This is a genomic window from Nitrobacter hamburgensis X14 (assembly GCF_000013885.1).
GTDB classification, from domain to species: Bacteria; Pseudomonadota; Alphaproteobacteria; order Rhizobiales; family Xanthobacteraceae; genus Nitrobacter; species Nitrobacter hamburgensis.
In genome coordinates this window covers 358335-378548 of record NC_007964.1, presented here as the reverse complement: position 1 = coordinate 378548, position 20214 = coordinate 358335, and the positions used below count along the sequence as shown (strand labels likewise).

At 59.2% G+C, this 20214-nt stretch carries 22 protein-coding genes; 19 read left to right on the top strand and 3 right to left on the bottom strand.

Going from position 1 to position 20214, the window contains the following annotated elements; genetic code table 11:
* Nucleotides 1-89: 89 nt before the first annotated feature.
* The 17 genes from NHAM_RS01810 to NHAM_RS01725 all read left to right on the top strand — a co-directional run bounded on the left by NHAM_RS01810 (nucleotide 90) and on the right by NHAM_RS01725 (nucleotide 16414).
* A complete protein-coding gene (locus NHAM_RS01810; protein ID WP_041357581.1) occupies nucleotides 90-743 on the top strand; it encodes an ABC transporter ATP-binding protein in 654 nt (217 codons plus the stop codon).
* Complete coding sequence (locus tag NHAM_RS01805) at nucleotides 740-3199, top strand: ABC transporter permease (protein ID WP_011508945.1); 2460 nt, start codon at nucleotides 740-742, stop codon at nucleotides 3197-3199. Before NHAM_RS01810 ends, NHAM_RS01805 begins: the two co-directional genes overlap by 4 nt.
* Nucleotides 3189-4277 (top strand): lipocalin-like domain-containing protein, encoded by a 1089-nt coding sequence (locus tag NHAM_RS01800; protein WP_011508944.1) that lies wholly within the window; start codon nucleotides 3189-3191, stop codon nucleotides 4275-4277. The genes NHAM_RS01805 and NHAM_RS01800 overlap by 11 nt, the downstream gene beginning before the upstream one ends.
* A gap of 267 nt (nucleotides 4278-4544) precedes the next feature.
* A complete protein-coding gene (locus NHAM_RS01795; RefSeq protein ID WP_041357580.1) occupies nucleotides 4545-4769 on the top strand; it encodes a hypothetical protein in 225 nt (74 codons plus the stop codon).
* Entirely contained in the window at nucleotides 4750-6789 is a 2040-nt protein-coding gene (locus NHAM_RS23820; protein WP_011508943.1) for an AAA family ATPase, read from the top strand. Before NHAM_RS01795 ends, NHAM_RS23820 begins: the two co-directional genes overlap by 20 nt.
* A 147-nt stretch (nucleotides 6790-6936) precedes the next feature.
* Nucleotides 6937-7722 (top strand): hypothetical protein, encoded by a 786-nt coding sequence (locus NHAM_RS01780; protein ID WP_011508942.1) that lies wholly within the window; start codon nucleotides 6937-6939, stop codon nucleotides 7720-7722.
* Between the two features lie 345 nt (nucleotides 7723-8067).
* Nucleotides 8068-8964, top strand: coding sequence for a hypothetical protein (locus NHAM_RS01775; RefSeq protein ID WP_011508941.1), 897 nt, complete (start codon nucleotides 8068-8070; stop codon nucleotides 8962-8964).
* Nucleotides 8965-8972: 8 nt separating this feature from the next.
* The gene (locus NHAM_RS01770) at nucleotides 8973-9209 is read left to right on the top strand and encodes a hypothetical protein (RefSeq protein WP_041357578.1); all 237 of its coding nucleotides are present in this window, start codon (nucleotides 8973-8975) and stop codon (nucleotides 9207-9209) included.
* Complete coding sequence (locus NHAM_RS26330) at nucleotides 9206-9409, top strand: hypothetical protein (RefSeq protein WP_157043505.1); 204 nt, start codon at nucleotides 9206-9208, stop codon at nucleotides 9407-9409. The genes NHAM_RS01770 and NHAM_RS26330 overlap by 4 nt, the downstream gene beginning before the upstream one ends.
* Nucleotides 9410-10633 carry a phage portal protein gene (locus NHAM_RS01765; protein WP_011508939.1) on the top strand — a complete coding sequence of 408 codons (1224 nt, stop codon included), beginning with the start codon at nucleotides 9410-9412 and terminating at the stop codon, nucleotides 10631-10633.
* A complete protein-coding gene (locus NHAM_RS01760) occupies nucleotides 10630-11163 on the top strand; it encodes an HK97 family phage prohead protease (protein ID WP_011508938.1) in 534 nt (177 codons plus the stop codon). The genes NHAM_RS01765 and NHAM_RS01760 overlap by 4 nt, the downstream gene beginning before the upstream one ends.
* A gap of 7 nt (nucleotides 11164-11170) precedes the next feature.
* Nucleotides 11171-12319 carry a phage major capsid protein gene (locus tag NHAM_RS01755; RefSeq protein WP_011508937.1) on the top strand — a complete coding sequence of 383 codons (1149 nt, stop codon included), beginning with the start codon at nucleotides 11171-11173 and terminating at the stop codon, nucleotides 12317-12319.
* A 59-nt stretch (nucleotides 12320-12378) separates the two neighbouring features.
* Complete coding sequence (locus NHAM_RS01750) at nucleotides 12379-12765, top strand: hypothetical protein (protein ID WP_011508936.1); 387 nt, start codon at nucleotides 12379-12381, stop codon at nucleotides 12763-12765.
* A gap of 973 nt (nucleotides 12766-13738) precedes the next feature.
* Nucleotides 13739-14038, top strand: a complete 300-nt coding sequence (locus NHAM_RS01740) for a head-tail connector protein (RefSeq protein ID WP_041357575.1) — start codon at nucleotides 13739-13741, stop codon at nucleotides 14036-14038.
* Nucleotides 14038-14451 (top strand): phage terminase small subunit P27 family, encoded by a 414-nt coding sequence (locus NHAM_RS01735; RefSeq protein WP_011508934.1) that lies wholly within the window; start codon nucleotides 14038-14040, stop codon nucleotides 14449-14451. The genes NHAM_RS01740 and NHAM_RS01735 overlap by 1 nt, the downstream gene beginning before the upstream one ends.
* A gap of 2 nt (nucleotides 14452-14453) precedes the next feature.
* Nucleotides 14454-16082 (top strand): terminase large subunit, encoded by a 1629-nt coding sequence (locus NHAM_RS01730; protein WP_011508933.1) that lies wholly within the window; start codon nucleotides 14454-14456, stop codon nucleotides 16080-16082.
* Entirely contained in the window at nucleotides 16079-16414 is a 336-nt protein-coding gene (locus NHAM_RS01725; RefSeq protein ID WP_011508932.1) for a phage head closure protein, read from the top strand. The genes NHAM_RS01730 and NHAM_RS01725 overlap by 4 nt, the downstream gene beginning before the upstream one ends.
* A gap of 23 nt (nucleotides 16415-16437) precedes the next feature.
* On the opposite strand, the gene NHAM_RS01720 is transcribed toward NHAM_RS01725, so the two are convergent.
* The 3 genes from NHAM_RS01720 to NHAM_RS01710 form a co-directional block, all read right to left on the bottom strand.
* Nucleotides 16438-17241 (bottom strand): hypothetical protein, encoded by an 804-nt coding sequence (locus NHAM_RS01720; protein ID WP_157043504.1) that lies wholly within the window; start codon nucleotides 17239-17241, stop codon nucleotides 16438-16440.
* A 121-nt stretch (nucleotides 17242-17362) separates the two neighbouring features.
* Complete coding sequence (locus tag NHAM_RS01715; RefSeq protein ID WP_011508930.1) at nucleotides 17363-18367, bottom strand: exonuclease domain-containing protein; 1005 nt, start codon at nucleotides 18365-18367, stop codon at nucleotides 17363-17365.
* 54 nt (nucleotides 18368-18421) lie between these two features.
* Complete coding sequence (locus NHAM_RS01710; protein WP_011508929.1) at nucleotides 18422-19033, bottom strand: hypothetical protein; 612 nt, start codon at nucleotides 19031-19033, stop codon at nucleotides 18422-18424.
* Nucleotides 19034-19129: 96 nt separating this feature from the next.
* Here NHAM_RS01710 and NHAM_RS01705 point away from each other — a divergent pair, with 96 nt between their 5' ends.
* A complete protein-coding gene (locus NHAM_RS01705) occupies nucleotides 19130-19612 on the top strand; it encodes a hypothetical protein (RefSeq protein ID WP_157043503.1) in 483 nt (160 codons plus the stop codon).
* A 68-nt stretch (nucleotides 19613-19680) separates the two neighbouring features.
* A complete protein-coding gene (locus NHAM_RS01700; RefSeq protein ID WP_011508927.1) occupies nucleotides 19681-20211 on the top strand; it encodes a DUF2766 family protein in 531 nt (176 codons plus the stop codon).
* The last annotated feature ends 3 nt before the right edge of the window (nucleotides 20212-20214 follow it).

The window sequence follows — 20214 nt, the reverse complement described above, 5'->3', positions numbered from 1 at the left end:
TCATCTTCCGAGCCGTGCTCGCCTTATGAAAATTGGAGAGGCCGGAGCGGCCAGATCGAATGTGTGTCCCGACACCCTCAAAAGCACCGATGCTGGATGTCCAGAACCTGACCAAAACCTATCGTTCGGCGCAGGAACGGATCACCGTTCTTCGCGGCGCCTGCCTGCGCGTTGACGCCGGCGAGAGTGTCGCGCTGACGGGCGAGTCGGGAAGCGGCAAAAGCACCTTGCTGCACCTGATCGCGGGCCTCGATCAGGCGGACGGCGGTTCCATCCGGCTCAATGAGACGGAGGTGACTGCACTGGCGGACCGGGGCCGTGCAGCGCTGCGCCGGGACCGGTTGGGACTGGTTTTTCAACAATTCAACCTGATCCCCTCTCTCACCGTCGCCGACAACCTGGCTTTTCAGTCGCGTATCGCCGGGCGTCACAACAGCCAGTGGCAAAGCGAACTTGTCGATCGGCTGGGGCTCGGCGATTTGCTGAACCGATATCCCGAACAACTCTCAGGCGGCCAACAGCAGCGGGTTGCAATCGGGCGCGCGCTCGCGGTCAGGCCGCCTCTGCTCCTCGCCGACGAACCGACCGGCAACCTCGATGAAGCGACGGCCGACGAGGTCATGGATCTCGCGCGCGATCTCATCAAGCGAACCGGATGCAGTTTCCTGATGGTCACGCACAGCGCGCGGCTTGCCGCGACGCTGGACCGGCAAGTCCTGCTCAGCGCCGGGCTGATCTCGTGAAACAGGGGTTCTGGATCCTCGCCGTTCTGCTCAGCCATTGGCGCCGGCATCCGCTGCAATTGACAACCCTCATGATCGGCTTGATCTCCGCGACCGCATTGTGGAGCGGCGTGCAGGCGCTGAACCAGCAGGCTCGCATCAGCTACGATCGGGCCGCGGCGGTCTTTGGCGGCGCCAGAATCGCGATGCTGGTCGGGCAGCAGGACACGTTTCCCCAGCAGCTCTTCGTCGATCTTCGGCGGGCAGGCTGGCCGGTCTCACCCGTGCTCGAAGGCCGCGTTCGTATTCACGGGAAGACATTCCGCCTATTGGGAATCGAGCCGGTGACCTTTCCAGCGGAGGCAGGATCGATTCCGGCGATCGGGACGTCGGATCTGACATCGTTCATTGCGCCGCCGGGCGAGACCCTGGTCGCGCCGGAGACATTGACCGAGCTGACCGGAACGGAAGGCACGGCCCTTCGAACAGACGACGGCGCGTTGCTGCCGCCCCTCAAGGTTCAAGCGCAGCTCGCACCGGGGGTTGTGATCGTCGATATCGGAGTGGCGCAAAGCCTTCTTCACCTGCCGGACCAGCTCTCACGTCTGTCGATCGGAAAAACGCGCAGCACGCACGCGCCGCTCGAGGCTGTCACTGGTGACAAGCTCAGATATGTCGCCCCGGACGCCGAAACCGATCTTGAGCGTCTGACCGACAGCTTTCATCTCAATCTGTCGGCCTTCGGGCTGCTATCGTTTCTGGTCGGACTCTTTATCGTCTATTCGGCGATCGGCCTCGCCTTCGAGCAGCGCATGCCGATGCTGCGCACATTGCGCGCCTGCGGCGCATCGTCCCGGATGTTGAACGGCGTGTTGCTGATCGAGTTGCTGGTGCTGGCCCTCGCAGCCGGGCTGATCGGGTTGGCCTGCGGATATCTGATCGCCGCGGCGTTGCTGCCCAATGTCGCCGCAAGCCTGCAGGGGCTGTATGGCGCCCGGCTTCCCGGCCAATTGACGCTGAGACCGGAATGGTGGGCCGCGGGACTTGCAATGAGCGCCCTGGGAACGCTGGTGGCGGCAACGACGAGTCTGCTGAGGGTGGTTCGCCTTCCGGTTCTCGCAATGGCGCAACCTTATGCGTGGCAGCAGGCCCAACGGCGATGGCTGCGCTGGCAAGGCCTATGCGCCGTTGCGATGCTTGTCACGGCGGTCGCCGTGCTGACGATCGGCGATTCGCTGGTCTCGGGATTCGCCGTGCTGGCGGCACTCCTGCTGGGCGCAGCGCTGACCCTGCCTGTTCTGCTCGGATTCGTACTTCACGCCGGCGAACGAAGCACGCGCCGGCCGCTGGTGATGTGGTTCTGGGCCGACAGCCGCCAGCAGCTTCCCGGATTGTCGCTGGCACTGATGGCGTTGCTGCTCGCGCTCGCGGTCAATGTCGGCGTCGGAACCATGGTCGAGAGCTTCAGCAAGACGTTCGCCACATGGCTGGACGGCCGGCTCGCGGCGGATGTGTATGTCAACGCGCGCGACGACGCGCAGGCGCGCGACATCGAAACAAGGCTGCGCGCGCGGCCCGAGGTCACCGCGATCCTGCCGAGCGGCCGCGCCGAGACAGAAATCGGCGGCTGGCCCGTGGAGGTTCTTGGCCTCGCCGATCACGCCACCTATCGCGACCGCTGGCCGTTGCTCCGATCGCAAGCGAATGCGTGGGACGAGGTCAAATCAGGTCAGGCTGCGCTGATCAGCGAACAACTGGCGCGCAAGCTGAAACTGCGGCTCGGCGATCGGCTGACGATCAGCACCCCCGGCGGCAACTGGCCCGTAGACATCGCGGCGATCTACGCTGATTACGGCAATCCCAAAGGGCAGATCGCCGTCAATATCGTCGCCTTCACAAGCCGGTTTCCAGATCTGCCGCGAACCCGGTTCGGTCTGCGCGTGACCCCCGGCAAGATCGCGCCGCTGATCGATGACATGCGCAAGACGTTTCATCTCGACGAGAGCCGCCTCTCGGATCAATCCACGCTGAAAGCGGAATCGACGCGGATTTTCAACCGCACCTTCGCCGTGACGGCTGCGCTGAATACGTTTACGCTCGGCGTCGCCGGCGTTGCGCTGCTCACCAGCCTGCTGACCCTGAGCAACTCCCGCCTTCCGCAACTGGCGCCGTTGTGGGCGCTCGGCCTGACCCGGCGGCAATTGGCCGGCATCGAGCTTCTCAAGACCCTGTCCGTCGCGTTCGTCACCGCGATGCTGGCGCTGCCGCTGGGCTTGCTGGTGGCGTGGTGTCTGATCGCGGTGGTCAACGTCAGGGCATTCGGCTGGCGCCTCCCGTTCCATGTTTTTCCGCTGCATCTGATTGAGCTTCTCGGCGTCGCCATGCTGGCGTCGCTGCTGGCGATGCTGGTGCCGGTCTTGAAACTGATGCGCATGCCTCCGGCGACGCTGATCAAGGTCTTCGCCGATGAGCGTTAGTGCAAAAATCTCGCGCCGTGCATTTGCGACCGGGCTCGCTGTTGTTGCCTTCGGGCGAAAGGTGTCGCTGGCTCAGGGTTTCGCCGGTCTCGGTGGTGAGGCTTCCGGATTCGCCGCGGTCACGCCGGGCCGGAGCTTCGTATTTCCGGCGGATCACGCTCCTCATCCGGATTATCGCATCGAGTGGTGGTACCTCACCGCCAATCTCAGCGACGCTGAAGGCCGCGCTTACGGCGCGCAGTGGACGCTGTTTCGCCAGGCGATGCAGCCGGGGCCGCAACGGGATGGCTGGGCGAACCAGCAGATCTGGATGGGGCACGCCGCGGTCACGCGCGCCGACACCCATCGCTATAGCGAAACCTTTGCACGCGGCGGCGTCGGTCAGGCCGGCGCGGAAGCAGACCCGTTTCGCGCGTGGATCGATTCATGGCAGATGCGCGGGCTCGATGGCATGTCCGCGATGAACATCGCACCGCTTCAGATCAACGCAACCGGCGCGGATTTCAGTTACACCCTGCGGCTCGACGCTGACAAAGCCCTCGTGCTCGAAGGCGACGCCGGCTACAGCCGGAAATCCGAACGCGGACAGGCGTCCTACTACTACAGCCAGCCGTATTTCACCGCGGACGGAACCGTCACGATCGACGGCAAGTCCGTGAGCGTCAGCGGACAGGCCTGGATGGACCGCGAATGGAGCAGTCAGCCGCTGGCGCCGGATCAGACCGGGTGGGACTGGTTCTCCCTGCACCTTGGGACCGGCGAAAAACTGATGCTGTTTCGCTTGCGGCAAACCGACGCCAAACCCTCCTTTGCAGGCAACTGGATCGGACCCGATGGGCAATCGGTTGCGCTCTCTCCAGAGTCCATTGAGATGACCCCGATTGCGATGACCGAAGTCGCGGATCGCAAGCTGCCGACAAGCTGGCGCATCGCCGTTCGCGACCGGGGGCTGGCGATCGAAACCCTCCCGCTGTATGCGCGAAGCTGGATGGGGACGAGTTTTTCCTATTGGGAGGGTCCCGTCAGCTTCACCGGCACCCACCGGGGTATCGGCTATCTTGAAATGACGGGCTATTGACCGAAGTTGCCAGCCACTTCGGTCAAGGAGTCAGCTCTTGATTTTGCTTATTTGCTTTCGAAACAAACGTTTAAAAGTATCATGGTGCCCAGGGGCGGGCGAAAGAAGAAAAGCAGAGACAAATAGTTAGCCGGGGTGGGAACGTCGCTTTGTTTCCCACCTTTCCATAGCTTTTTAGTTACCCGTTCCCACCGCTTTCAATTCGATACCCGCTTTCGGGATCGAACCGCCGACAGATTCATCCGACCAACCAACCACGAGACCACCTTGAAAATCATATCATACCGACCGGCACCATCCGGTGGCGGCACAATCGGCTTTGCTGAAATCGAAGCCGCTCCTGGCATCCGCATGTTCGACGTCAAGATCGTTCGGACACATGACGGCAGCATCCGCGCCTATGCGCGAAACACCGCGTTCGATCGTACCGCGATCGCGGAAATTCAGAAGTCCCTTACCGGAGGCGCATGCCTTGAACGCATTGCAAGCTAAACAAACCTTCACCGACCCCGTCCGCACTCACGTCGAAATGCTTCACGACCTTGCCGCTGGCATCGATGGCGTGTTCGTCGTGTCGGCATATAATGTGAGCCTGCCGAAGGGCGGTGGCACCATCACCAAGCATAATGTCGGCGACGTTAACGGCATGGTGGAAGCCATCGCGGCACACAGCGACACCCCCGGCGCGAACGTCTACACCGGCCTACATCTAATGAAAACCGGCCTTGCCCGCGGTAAGCGTGGAACGAGGAGTGATGTTGTAGCCGTGCTTGGTCTTGTCGCCGATATGGACGCAGATACGGGTAACGCCGGCAACCTGCCATTCGAACCCAGTTACATCATCGAAACGTCGCCCGGAAACCAACAACCCGTTTGGCTTTTTGACAAGCCGTTGACCGTGACCGAGGCCGTACCGCTTGCTGCCGCATTGAAACGTGCAACCGGCTCCGACCATGGCACAGCCGATGTTGACCACGTCTGGCGCATTCCCGGAACGAAGAACTGGCCGAACGAAGCCAAGCTGAAGCGTGGTCGCTCGGCCGAACCCGCGCCGGTGCGCTATTTACATGAGTGGCGCGGCGACCTGATGAACGTGGATGAGCTCCGCGCGGCGCTCGAGCCATGGGCATCTGCGCCGGCGAATGAAGCCAAACCGGTTCAACTTGGCGAACTGCCAGACATTGACGGTGTGGTCGCATCCCCGAAGTTGGCCGCACTGCTCGCGGCCGACGACGTTGAAGATCGCTCGAAGCATGCATCAAGGGTTGTCGAGCAGATGATGTTCGACGGTCACGATGTAGAAACTGCCGCCGCGCTCTTCCTCTCGGCGAGCGGTAACTGGTCCGCGCGCTACCAAGGCAAGGGCGCACGCGACGACTTCGCTCGCATGTGGGGGAAATTTCAGAAGCCAGATTATAGCGGTCTGGCGGATGGCCTGCTGCGAAAATCGGATCCACCCATCGCGGCGAATGACAACGAGCCGAAATCGCGTTTCAACCTGACGTGGTTCGATGACATCGAAGCCGATAAACCTAAGGCGTGGGTTATCAAAAATGTTTTAGGCAGGGGCGAACACACTCTTATCTCGGGACTCCCAGGCACAGGTAAGTCGGTGGTCGCAACCGATGGCGCATGCCATGTTGCCGCCGGCATGGAATGGTTCGGACGGAAAACAACCCAAGGGTTGGTGCTTTTCGTCGCGGCCGAGAGGAAGGCACTGACCGAACGTCGCATGATGGCGTTCCGCAAGCACCACGGCGTCAAAGATGTTCCACTGCTGGTTCTTGGCGGTAGACTCGATCTAACATCATCGCTGGCCGACGCTAAAGCATTGGCCGGGATCGTCCAGCAGGCCGAGATTGATTGCGGCCAGAAGTGCGTCTGGATCATTATCGACACGCTGACTCGGGTGTTCGGCGCTGGTGACCAGAACACCAGCAAGGACATGGGACGCTTTATTCAGGCGTGCGACGAGTTGATCCGGCTGACTGGTGCCCACGTCACCGTCGTTCATCACACCGCATGGTCTGGCGAACGCGGCAAGGGCGCGATCGATCTGGATGGCGCAGTAGACGCCAGCTTTATGGTCGTCAAAAACTCCGGCACATACACCTTAAAGTGTGATGGCGCGAACGACGGCGACGAAGGGACAATCGCGACGTTCACCATGCAATCCGTTGAGCTTGCCAAGGATGAGGATGGCGAACCGACGACCGCGCCTGTCGTGGTGCCGGGTGAAAGTCTCGCCGATCGGCTGGCCTTAAAGGGACATACCAAGGGCGTGCTGGCCGCGCTCAACTCCATCATCGAAGACGATGGGATTGAACCGGAAGGCTCGGACTTCCCTGAAGGCATTATGGTGGTGAAAGAGAAGCAATGGCGCGCCGCATATTACGAGGCCGAGTCCGGTGCATCTGTTGAGACCTTAAAGAAGCGCTTTGGACGCGCGAAGAAAGATTTGCTTGCCAAAGGTCAGGTGAAACAAATCGGGCAATGGTACTGGCCGAGTTAAGGGGACAACGGGACATGTCCCGGACATTTTGAATTTTGTCCCCTTGGTATCTTAGGGGGACAAAGGTGACAGTTCTTTAGAACTGTCCCGATGTCCCCTTACCCCAGAATAGAGAAGCCGCAGACGGCAAGCATTAAGAGGAACTCAATGCAGCACGCTAACGACAACACGCCGCGCACTCCCGAGCAGCATCGCGCATATGTTGCGAGCCTACGCCAAGATGATGACGAGACCGAGGTGCGCGCCCGCGCTCGCCATTGGCCGACGTTCGGCAGACTCAAGCGCGCCGACCGATGGCTGGAAATCCAAACCCTGGAACGCTATGCGGACGATGAAGGCATCGCCATGCCCGAGGGCAATCTTCACCACGCCAACGATAACAGTCCCGTAAATGAAGACGGTCGCATGGAGATCGGCCGCGTTGATAGTCGGCTTGTGGACGCTCGCCTCGACGAGGAAAATCCCACGGCCGACGAGATCGCAGCCGCGGCATGGGCTGACGAGAAGGATCGGAAGGAAGGCCGGCCTGAAATGGCGACCCGGATTCAGTTCGGAGCTTATGGCAAGATTGTCGCCGTGAAGGTGCGCGGCCGGTATCGCTTGCTGGAGGAAACGTTCTCGGAGTCGCGTGGCGCGGAAGATGAGAAGGCTAGCCTTGGTGCCGGCTACGGTCTGAAAAATGAGTTGCCCGACGCTCAGGACGAGGCGGCGCGCCGGATGGATCATGAAGCCATGAAGCGCCGGCTCGGCGATGAAACCTGTCGGCTGGTGGAGTTGGCCTGCGGCGATGCCACCTCCGAAGAGATCGGCGAGATGCATGGCACGGCCGGCAAGACTGCCGAGCGTTTGGGCGTCCGGCTGGTGGATATCGCCATCGGCAAGTTGATGGCGGCCTATGCGGCTCGGGACGCTGCGGATCGGGAGGCGGCATAGCCCCGAGCCGGCGCGATGGTGTCGACGCCATCACAATCCGTGTTCGGAATACATATTCATCGACATGCACAGGCCGGTGCCGGAGCCGTATTCGGCACCAGTCCTTAATCTGCCACTCATTCCGCTTTCTTACTTAGGGGGCAATTATCCGCCCTCCACCGCCACTGCGTAACGCTGGCGAGGGGCGTATTGCCTCGGGGGAACCGAGGGCGCCCATTTCAATGCTGCAGCAGCAATAGCCGCTCCCCGCCGCGTCTGGCAATCGGGAGCGGCGACCTTTCCCCCATCAGCACCTCGGTCCCATTGCCCGGTCCAATCCCCAAGGCCGATAAATGCTTTGCCGCCATGAAGGCGGCTATTGCGTCCGGCATGTCGGATCGTCAGGCCACACTGACGGTGCCCGGCGCACCGTCCGATGCAGCGTGGTCTCGCTATCTGCAAAACCGTCCCGAGCGCGCGGCAGAGATTGCTGAGGTTCGGCATGCCAAGGGCAAACCGAGCTTTGATCGCATCGCGGCGAACTTCGACGCTCTGATTAAGTTGATCGGGGAGGGGCACAGCGCCGTCACCGCCGGCCGGGAGTTGGGCATCAACGGCGATCGCCTAACCGAATATCTTCTCGCCCATCCCCAAAAGCGGCCGGCCTACGTCGCCGCCATGGTGAAGCGCGCCAAGGTGCTTGGTATTCGAAGCACGACAATCAAAGGGATGCCAAGGCGCAAGGATTTCACCGAGGCCGAGTTTGACGCGGCCCTTGCGCTAATCGCACGATCAACTGCTCCAGACCTTGCGACGGCCCTGCGTCGGGCAGATTTGCCGAGGAACGGATCGCTTCAGCGGCGTGCGAGGAAAGACCCTGCATTCCGCGGCCGGTTAGATCGCGCATATAGCGCGCACGGCGCGAGTACCCATTACCTCCGCTACATTAAAGACCCGACCGAGCCACGAATGTTGTTGGCGTCGTTGCTGGCCGATAAGGATTTCGCCGCCGGCTTCAATCGGTTCAAGTCGCAGCGCTATGATCGTCACGATCTCGCGCAGGAATATTGCCTGGCTGTGCTTGAAGGCCGCCTGTCGAAGGCGGACCTGAAGAAGAATAAAGCCATGAACGATATCCGCAAGCGCGCCTTAGGCAACAGCCTTGCGTTTACGTCGCTCGATGCACCGTCGCACGGTGACGGCGACTCTCGATACAGCGTCGGTGACACGATCGCCAGCCCGTGCGGCATCCACACCTACTAGAGATTCCCATGACCATCAAAGTGAACTCGCCAGCGGCATACAACGGCCGTCTGGTCAAAGTCGCATCCATAAGTGGTGCTGAGGCGGAAGTGGTTTGGATCGGTCGCGATGGGGAAATTGAAGTTCGCGACGTTTGGGTCGGCGAGTTGGTCAGTTTCGACGACGCGATGAATCCGCAGACATCATGGAGTGCCGCGAGCGCTCTTGAGCATGAATCAAAAATCCGAGCCTGGAGGGCTGAGTGAACCACGAGAGCGAGTCCGATCGCATGTATGCGGCGTCAGCACCGAGCCGCAAAACATATTACGACGCACGCCGCGCCGAACTGATCCAGTTGGGTATTGATGCCAGCGTCCCTTATTGGCGCGCTCGGCAGAACGTCGGCTTGCCAATCCCGGCCGACAATGACAACGCGCCTGCCAAGCGCAAGCGGAAGGCGGCGTAAATGGGTTGGTTCTCCCGCAAATCCGCACCTGTTGCGGAAGTGAAATCGGAATTGACCGATTGCACGTCAGACAGTTGGGCTGCGCTATGTGATGCCTTCGCCATTTCCGCCTCGGGCGTGACCGTCACGGTTGATGCCCTTATGCGATGCCCCCCCGCCGAGGCGGCGGTTAGCATCACGTCAAACTCCACGGCAGGCGTATCGTGTCGATTGTTGCAGGATGATGCTGACGATTCCGAGCGGGCCGCAAAACAACATCCAGCCTATCAGCTTGTGCATGGCTTCAGCAATGAATGGATGTCGGCTGGCGAGATTCGCCGTCGAGTTACGCTGGACGCGATCATCTTTGGCGATGGCTTCGCGCTGGTGACGCGCACCGCCGATCGGCCAGCGGAGATCCTTTACGTGCCGCGGCAGGTCGTGGTGCTTGAGTACAAGCCTGATGGCGAACCGGTCTATCGGATCGATGGCCGCGAGTATGGCCCAGCCGACGTTATTCATTTGCAGACGCCAAATCCGAGCAATCCACTGCAACAGCGAGGGTTGGGGCTCTTGCATACGGGCCGCGATGCTATTGGCTTGGCGATCTTGCTTGAGCGCAGCGCGTCACAACTGTTTAAGAATAACAGCCGGCCCGGTGGCGTTCTGTCATTCAAGGGTAGCCTTAATCCGGTAGCGGCCGGTCGCATCGCCCAGATGTGGCGCTCCGCTCATGGTGGCGACAAGTCGGGCGGCATTGCTGTTATCGACAACGAGGGCAAGTATGAACCGATTGCCTTTAGCTCCGTCGATAGCCAGGCAATCGAACAACGCGCCTTTGTGGTCAGTGAAATCTCGCGATTGACGCGAGTTCCGGCCACGCTGTTGTCGGACATGAGCCGCGCGACGTGGAGCAATAGCGTCCAGCTCGATCTTCAATTTGTGAAGTATGGCCTGCAGCCTTGGTTGCGTGCGTGGTGCGACGCCTATGCGCGCACACTGTTGACGCCTGAAGAGCGGGCAACGATGCACTTCGAGTTCGATCTGTCGCAACTGTTGATGGCCGATCCCGCCGCTCGCGCAACCGCATTCGGCCAGTATCGGTCCGCTGGCGTGATGACGGCCAACGATGTGAGGCGAGAACTTAATCTCCCGCCACTCCCGGACGGCGACGTGCTGGCGTCACCTCATGTGCAGTCACCAGCGAACGACAACACTCAACCTCCAAAGGATCAAGCGGCTTGAAGAATCTCGAGACTGGCGTCGTCCAGCTAGACGTTAAATCTGTCGGCGATGACGGCGTATTCTCCGGTTACGCCTCCTTGTTCGGTATCACCGACTTGGGTCGTGACATTGTGACTCGCGGCGCATTCACCAAGAGCTTGAAGCAAAAATCCGCTTCTCGCGTGAAGATGCTGCGGGAGCATGACCAGACGGAACCAATCGGAGTCTGGACCGAGATCGTCGAGGATACCAAAGGTCTGCGCGTTTCAGGCCGGCTGGTACTCGATACCGTCAAAGGGCGTGAAACCCACGCTCTCTTGAAGGCGGGAGCGCTCGACGGATTGTCGATCGGCTACCGCACCAAGTCTGCCCGGTTCGATAAAGCCAAGGGCACTCGAATGCTCGACGAAGTCGAGTTGCACGAAATCAGCGTGGTCACTTTTCCAATGCTGCCTTCAGCGACGGTTGAGGCCGTCAAATCCAACGGCCCGACAACGTTCCGCGCGCTAGTCGACGCCATCAATTCTGCGCGTACCTCCATCAATAGTTAGGACTACAATGACCTTTCATTTTCTTGAGACCAAATCTGCGGCTGACGTCGACGAAGGCGATCCGTCCATCGTTGAAGTCAAGTCGGCGCTGACCGCTCTTACGGAAGACGTAAAGAAGGCCACCGCACCGGTTGCCGATCTGACCAAGCGCCTCGACGAAATCGAGACGAAGATCAATCGTCCGGCCATTCACACTGAGAAAAAGGACGAGATCAGCGACGAGCGCAAAGCGTTCACCGGCTATCTTCGCCGCGGCAAGGAAACGCTCCAGCCGGACGAGATCAAGTCGCTGCGCGTTGCCGATGATACCTCGGGCGGCTATCTGGCGCCTGCGGAGTTCAGCGCCGAAGTGGTCAAGGGCATCGTGGAAATGTCGCCGATCCGTCAGGCGGCTCGCGTTGGCTCTACGTCCAGCGGTGAAGTTCTGCTGCCGAAACGTACCGGCCGTCCGACCGGATCGTGGGTTGGCGAAACCGATGCGCGTCCGGGCACGGAATCGAGCTATGGTCAGATCGAAGTGCCGATCCATGAAATGGCTTGCTACGTTGACGTGTCACAGCGCCTGCTTGAGGACGCGGCAGTCAATGTCGAGTCCGAAGTTGCTTCTGACTTGTCCGAGGAATTCGGTCGGCTTGAAGGTCTCGGCTTCTCGCAGGGCGATGGCGTAAAGAAGCCGATTGGCATCATGGAAGCGGCTGGCGTTGCCTATACCGCGACCGGCAATGCTTCGACGCTTGGCACCGCGCCGGCCGACACCCTGATCGACGTTTTCTATTCGCTCCCGGCGTACTATCGCAATCGCGGCGTCTGGCTGATGAATTCGAAGACGATCGCAGCGGTTCGCAAGCTGAAGGACGGTTCTACCGGTGCCTACCTGTGGCAGCCTGGCCTTGCGCAGGGTGACCCGGCGACGATCCTTGGCCGTCCGCTGATTGAAGATCCGACCATGGATGACATCGGCTCCGCTGCCGAGCCTATCCTGTTCGGTTCGGTTTCCGATGCCTATCGCATCTATGACCGACTGAATCTTTCGATCATGCGCGACCCGTACTCGCAGGCAACGTCTGGCGTTGTCCGCTTCCATGCGCGTCGTCGCACTGGCGGTGCGTTGGTTCTTGCCGATGCGCTCCGCAAGATCAAGTGCGCGACCAGCTAATCCATCAACGAGCGGGCTTCGGCCCGCTCACTTTCTCTTTTCAATAAGGATAAATAGTAATGCGCGATATCGCGAATAACATCGGCGTCGACCAGACGCTTTCTCCCGTCGACTACGCTGCGACCACCAAAGGCACCGCCGTTGACCTTCAGGGCTTCAACAGTGCGGCGGTCATCGTCAATACCGGCGCGATCACCACCGCTGGCTTGTACGTTGTGAAGGTCCAGGAGTCTGACACCACGACTGACGGCGACTTCACGGATGTTGTGGCCGGCGATCTTGTCGGCACGCTGCCTGCCAGCCTTGCCGCAACCTCGACCTACAAGCAGGGCTACATCGGCAATAAGCGCTACATCCGCGCCGTCATCACCAAGACGAGCGGCACGAGCATCGTTGCCGGTGCCATCGTGGTGAAGGGTAACGCTGCGGATAAGCCGGTAGCGTAACTGGTATGGCTGCGCGCGACGTGACGTGCTGAACGCGCGCAACCAAGGGGGAATCCGCGACGGTGGATTCCCCCGCCGTTTCTAAGGGGTTCGCATGACCATCCGAAAGCCTATCGATATCATTAAGCTGCTGCTGGCGTCACGCGGTGCGGATGACAGTCTGGCAGAGCAATTGATTGACGCTCTGGAATCCTCGGGCTGGTACTTCTGTCACCGTGCTCGCTAATGCCATTTGCAGCGCCACGCCTATGCACCTGTGGCCGGGTCGTACCAGCCGGCAAGCGGTGCGAATGCTCCATCAAACGGAAGGCAGAGCGTGACAAGCTTAGACCTGCGGCACCGCAGCGAGGATACGATGCCGAGTGGCGTCGGTTGTCTAAGGCGTATCTCGCAGAGCCTGGCAATGATGTATGCGCGGATTGTGGTCGGCCTGCCGTATTGGTCGCGCATCGGGTGAGCATCCGTAAAGCACCGCACTTACGTCTTGTGCGCAGCAACTGGAAGCCTTCCTGCATCGCCTGCAACAATAGACAGAACATCGCCTGCGAAGGCGGCTTTGGAAGACCAATCAAGCAATGATACCTATCGAACCATTCGAGGCAGAGTATGCCGCGCATGACAGTAGCCATCAGCGTGTGTGGTTGCCATGCACCGTCATTGGCGTGCGCGAGGGAAGCCTCCGTTACGAGATGATTGCGCTCATTCCATACGACGAAGATGACGGTGCAATGATGACCGTCATGTCAGTGGATGACGTTCGCGTTAAGGCCACTAGCAAGCCCGCTGATGCCCCATCGGATTGATGGCACCGCGATGCGTCTCGTTCAAACCATCGCGCACAGCAGGCGCGCTGCTGGCTGGCGCTATCACCCGGCGGTGGTCGCAGACTTGCCGTGATCCGCTAGTTACCGGCGGCCACCAAGCACGCAAGAGATTTCCATATTGGGTCACTCCCTAAATGTTAGGTTCCTTAATGCCTTACGCAACACTTGAAGATTTCAAAGCCCATGCACGCATTGGGTTTGATGATGATGATGACCTGATTGAGGCGCAGATTGCAGCCGCGACCGAGTACGTCCGCGGCTTTCTGGATCACGATCCGGAAGCGGATTCTCCGCCTTCGGATATCCCGGATGACGTTCGCCAGGCCACGCTGCTCATTGCCAGCGCGTGGTATGAGACCCGAGAATCCACCGCGCCTGATTCCTTGAAGGAAATTCCATACGGCGCACGCGATATTCTCAATCAGCTTCGCGGCTGGACGTTCGGCTAATGAAGCATACAGCCGGCCGCAAGGCCACACCGCAGCCGATCGCAGACGCGATCCGCACGGTGCCGCAACCGCCTAAGCATTTCCCGCCAGCGGCAAAGGCGGAATGGAAGCGAGTGATGCCGGTTCTGGTTGAGCGCCGCGTGATATCGGTTGCCGACCTTCATGCGGTCGAGCGCTTCTGTGAGGCCGCAGCCGATATCGTCGACGCTCGCGCCGCCATTGCACAATACGGTGCGTATGTTGAAAACCGTTTGGGCGAGCTGAAGCGCAATCCGGCATTCGCAACGTTACGCGAGGCCACCGGGGAGTCTCGCCGCTGGGCTGCGGAGCTAGGCTTGTCACCATCGTCGCGCAGCCGTGCCGGCGTGCATGAAGATCAAGATGCGGATGACGACAGTCCGCTATCGATGTAACCATGACGGCAAAGAGTACATTCCCCGAGTGGATATATGACGGTTCGGAGATCCTCGATCCATTCGGATACGGCGAGCGCGCCGTTACGTTTCTTCGGCGGCTGAAGCATCCGAAGTCGACGTTGCCGGGCAAAGCATTTCAGCTTGATCCATGGCAAGAGCGGATCGTCCGTCGCATCTATGGTCCGCGGCATGATGACGGCCGGCGTATCGTCAACACTGTCGTCATGCTTCTGCCTCGCGGCAATCGGAAAACTTCGCTTGGCGCTGCGCTCGCCTTGCTGCATACGATCGGCCCCGAGCGTATGCCCGGTAGCGAGGTTATCTTTTCGGCGAGCGACCGCAAGCAATCCGGTATTGCGTTCAAAGAGGCGCGCGGCATCGTGCAGGCCGATAAGCGGCTTGTGAAAGCGACGAAGGTTTACGACGCCTTCAACAGCGCAAAGAAGATCGCTTATCCGAAAGACAGTGTCGAGCTTGAGATCATCTCGGCCGATGCGCCATCATCGGAAGGTCGCACACCTGCCTTTGTGCTCGCGGATGAGACGCACATCTGGCGCGGCAAGGACTTGTGGACCGTCCTTACCAACGGTCTTGATAAGATCGACAACAGTTTGCTGGTCGTCACGACGACGGCAGGGCGCGGCACCGATAACATCGGGTATGAGATCATCGATCGGGCGCGGAAGATTGCGCGCGGCGAGATCGTCGACCCGACCGTGTTGCCGGTGTTGTTTGAGGCCGAACCGGACTGCGATTACACAAGCGAGGAAGTCTGGCGGCGCGTTAATCCCGGTAGTCCGCACGGCTATCCTTCGATCGAAGGCTTTCGACGTCACGTAAAGCGCGCTCAGGACAATCCGACCGAGCGCAGCAGCCTTAAGCGATATAAGCTCAACATCTGGGAAGATAGCAGTTCGTCCCCGTTCGTCGATATGCTCGTTTATGACGAGGGCGAGGGCGAGATTGATGTCGCGGCGCTTGAAGGGCAGCCTTGCTGGCTCGGCGTCGACCTTAGTTCTAGTATCGATCTTTCAGTCGTTATCGCGTGCTTCCGTGACGGCGACGATTATGTCGTGCAGCCGCACTTCTTTTGTCCGCAGGATAATCTGCGGCAGCGGCAAGAGGCGACCGGTGCGCCCTATATCGAATGGGCGCGCAAAGGGCTGATAACGGCGACGCCCGGCAACGTGATTGACTTCCGGGTTGTCGAGGAACGCATTCGCGAGCTTTGCCAGACATATTCTGTGCAGGAGATCGCGTGCGACCCTGCGATGGCACGCAACCTGCTCAACAATCTTTTAGAGGATGGACTTCCTGCGATCGAACATCGCCAGGGCAGTCTGTCGATGATGCCAGCCATCGCTGAATTGCAACGCGCGATCATTGGCCGGAAGTTCAAGCACGGCGGCCATCCCGTGCTGCGGTTCTGCTTCGCGAATGTTGAAGCGGAGACCAATGCAGCCGGGCATATCGTGAGATTCACCAAGCAGAAGAAATGGCTCTCAATCGATGGCGCACAAGCCTCGGCCATGAGTGTCAACAGAGCATCTGCCGGCGGCAGCGCGGCGACAACGTCGCTCTACGATGACCCGGAATGGGAAACAGCTTTACAAGGATTCAACGCATGACGACGGCAGGTGAACTGCGCGAGAAGGTGGAATTGCAAGCGCTGGTAACGGTGCCTGACGGCGCGGGCGGTAGTACGCAATCGTGGGAAACCGTCGTCACAGCATCGGCAGCGATCAAGGTTCTGAAGGCAGGCGAGGCCGTGATGCAGGGCCGGCTCGCCACTGAGCAGACGCTGGTTGTTACGTTACGGTGGCAGCCAGCCTTGGCCGATGCCTTGACGACTTGGAAGTTGAAAAACAGCCGCACCGGAAACCTGTACGGCATTAAGAGCATCACGCCGGACGTGCGACGCGCGTGGGTCGACATTCTGTGCCAGACGGACACGCTGTGAAGATCGCGCGGCGAATTCTAATCCTATCTGTTATAATTGTAGTCTTCGCCGCCTCGCTGAATCAGTCGTTTTCTTCCACGCTCACACAACCATGTAGCGGATGTTTCGTGGCCGCTACTGAACGGGCCTCGATATCTAACGACGACGCGGAAGAACACTTCGTGTCCCGGCGGGACAACCCAGTCAGGTTCAGAGCGAGCCGGATACCAACCGCCTGCGTCATCCGAGATGTTGACGGGAGCCTTGGAGTCCATTCCAGTGGGGACGATCGAGGTGAGAGACCTCCGGACCCCACCGGCTTCAAGAATCGGACTCGTGCAAAGGTCGTGATCGTCCCCGATCCGCGACGGCAACTCTGGAGCGGTTGTGTCACTGGTGACAAAACCTACAAAGACTTCCTCCAAAATGGCCGGGATAGTCCCGTAATTGGCGACGGTGTAGTCAATAGAAAACGCGGTTTGAGCGGGCTTAAATTCAGTAACACCGAAGACGAAAATATAGGGACGTTGGAGCTTGATGGCGCTATCGCGCGCTACCCTGGCCTGAGCCACGGTCGCCACCGCGGATCGTCGAGCGGCGCGAATGCCGATGGTCGAATCCGTCATGCCCTTCCGCATAAGGCTCAATTGGATAAAAAACAAAAGAGCTTGACCGACACCCACTGCGACCAGACCGAAGGTGAAAAAACCTGCCGCGTCCTTAAGAAGCCAATCCGACCATCCGGCTGGGTTGCTTTCAGCCTGCTTTTCTTTGCTCTCGGCTTGGGCGGCGGGAGCACTTATTTGATAGGCCGGTTGATGGGGATATGGCCATTGAACGAAAAGCATGCCGGCCGCAAACACGGCGACCGTAAGAAAGCAGCCTAGGAAAAGCTCCGGTGTTCGGAATCGATGCATTGCGCCCCCATCGCAATCGTAGCGCGCGGGAGACAGATGGGGCAACTAGGCTTTAGGCGTCACTCAAAGGCATCCCGGTCAACATTCTTTGCAATTCCTCATCTGTGAATAGGTCTTCCAGTGATAGCGAAACGATTAACTGACCGCGATGATTGGAACGCTCAGATGGTGGCCGTTCGGTTTTAACGTTCGGTCGCATCGGTTTCGGTACGATTGCCCAAAAATCGCCCTCTGACAGAATACGAATGTCCTGCCCTAAGCCCGCCAGAGACTCGGCCTTGCGGTGTTTGGAAGATTTGTCGTATCCGCCGGTTTTGGTCCTATCCTGAACCCCGGCACATAAAACAGTCGTGCGTTTAGTGACGCCATCCTCGACTCGGAATCCTAACCTCTTAGCTATATCGGCCGCCTCTGAACGTGGGATATTCAGTTCACCTGTGAAAACGATGGTTTCGCCAGAAAACGGACCATCAGGATTTCCATCGCCAGATATCGTCTTCGCAGTAGTCGGCAGCGATTGCTTTATTCGGGATAGCCAATCAGCAGCAGTCGTTCCGGATTCATTTAGGGCTCGCCGGAATATCTCATTTGTGGCGATGGCATCTTGCAAAGCATCATGGTGTTGGAATTCAATTCCGAAAAACGCGGCCAGGCTTTTTAGGGCATACCCGCTCTTGCTGAATTGCTCCCACACTCTGCGCACTACTCGCTGATTATCGAGCCACTGCACGTCGAAGCTTTCAATCCCGCAGCGCTCGCATGCCCGCGATATAGACACCCGATCAAACGGCCCGTGGTGCACAATAATTGAGCCGCTAAGGCGTTGAGACAGTGCGGCGTGGACTTCGTGGAATAGAGGCGCGCCACAAACGTGGTCTGCGGTGATTCCATGAATAGAGGTATTGAACCCATCGAAATAGTCGTCCGGGTTCACCAGTATCGCTTCCTGAGAAACCACCTCGCCGGCCACCACCTCAACCAAGCCTATCTGGCATATCGAGGCATAGTCGGCATTGGCCGTTTCCACGTCCAACACAATAAAATCTGAATTTGACATTCAAGGCTCCCCAGACCCTTAGCAAGGCTAGGCTTGAGGTGCCCGGAAGCGCAATCAGTTTTTGGGCCGTGGGTCAGACCCTTCTGCTGCCACCATCTCCCCGACGTGTCCGATCGTGACCTGGGTAAACTTGGAAATGAATTCTAGGTCGGCAAACATCCTCTTGGCACCCCGCTTATGCGGAGGCCGATAGTCGATTGTGCCGCCTCGTTCGCCAACTTTCCATATAATGCGCGCTGCCGGGTTTGGTCCGTATATGGTCACCTCGACTGATCCATGTTCTGGATCGCGGTATGAGTCTCGATCGGCTGGCAGGGCTTCCAACAAAGCGGCCAGCGCATCGCCGAAGGTCTCCCCTCTCACAATGTCTTTGCCTTGGTCGTTGAATACAAGCGGCGCGGTCGCCTTCAGCGGCGCATACAGCCGAACCGTCTCCGCGCTGTCTTTCACGTTACGACTGCCGGCCACCGCGATCAGGAGATTCGCGGCATCCTCGAATGTCACCACCGACTTGCCTCGGCCCCGCTGTCCTTCCGATCGGAGACCGGCGGTCAGGAGATTGCGGTCATGAAGGATCGCCGTCCCTATAGGCACACCGGTCTCTTCTGCAATCTTTTCAACTAGTTGCTTCGGCGTGGCCACATAAATCTCCGCTTCTGTTGCCATAGCATAATCTTTTTTTGCGTAAAATACACTTTTGGTCTTGCTTATTTTGTTTTTTGCGCTAAATAAGAATTATAGCGCAAAACGGAGGACGAAAAATTGCCGAAGACAGCCAACGTGATACCCGCCACACCATCACGCCCCAACATTCCGCCTCAGACCGGGATGGATATGCTCGCGCTCTTTCGCGATCTGACGACGACTTTCGAGGCGAAGGAAAATGCCGGCGGCAACTCGGATTATGACGAGTATGAAGCAGCTCGGAACGTGGCGAAAACAATATCTTTCGTCCGGCCGGTGACAGCGATGGAAGCCCTTGCGCAGATAGTTTTTCTCTACGACGAGGCGACTGACATTGATCAGGCGAATGAGTGGACTGAGGCGCGCTGCAAGGAATGGTCCGACCGGATGACCCGCCGGGCCTTCGCTCTTGCCTACTGGATCGAGCGCACCCACGCCATCGATCGGCGGGAATACGCGCTGGCCAATTATTGCAGCGACACCTTGGCAAGCTCCGTCCTTCCGCATGCACCCGCCGAGTCATGGCATCGCGGTGGGGCCAACACGAAAACCCTGACCTGACGGCCCTCACGGGCAACGATGACGCTTGCGCCAATGGTGGTGCTGCGAACGCTTTACGGGGTGAAGATATGTCTGATTTTGATCTGAGTTATGCTCTCCAACAGACCTTGGAGTTTCGCCAACGCACGGCGGAACGTCACCAAAACGACGGCAGAAACTACACTGCTATCGCCCTAATCGAGAAACTCCTGTCGGAGACTCCATCTGCCGACAAACTTGAGTCTCTTCGCGAGGCTTTCGAAGCTTACGAAAATGAAGAACTCCTGGCGGTGATCGACGTGGATAATCCTGCACCCCTCAATAACACCATCACTGGCAGGCTCGGCTCAATCGGGTTTACCTGGCATCCAGCCGGCATTGATGAAGTGGTGCACGGCATCGCGATGGAAGCACGGCTCGCTCGCAAAGCCATGGAGGACGCGCGCAACGAGGCCGTGGTATCTGACGTTATTGCTGCGATGGGAGCCGAAACCAAAGTCTTTCCGAAGTCCAAGGTCGATGACGCATTCGAGGTAATGATGGAGCGGGCCTGCGAACGTGATGCTGCCCGTCAGCGTGGCGAAACACCGCCGCCGCCTCTGAGTGTGAAAATCGGGTAGGCC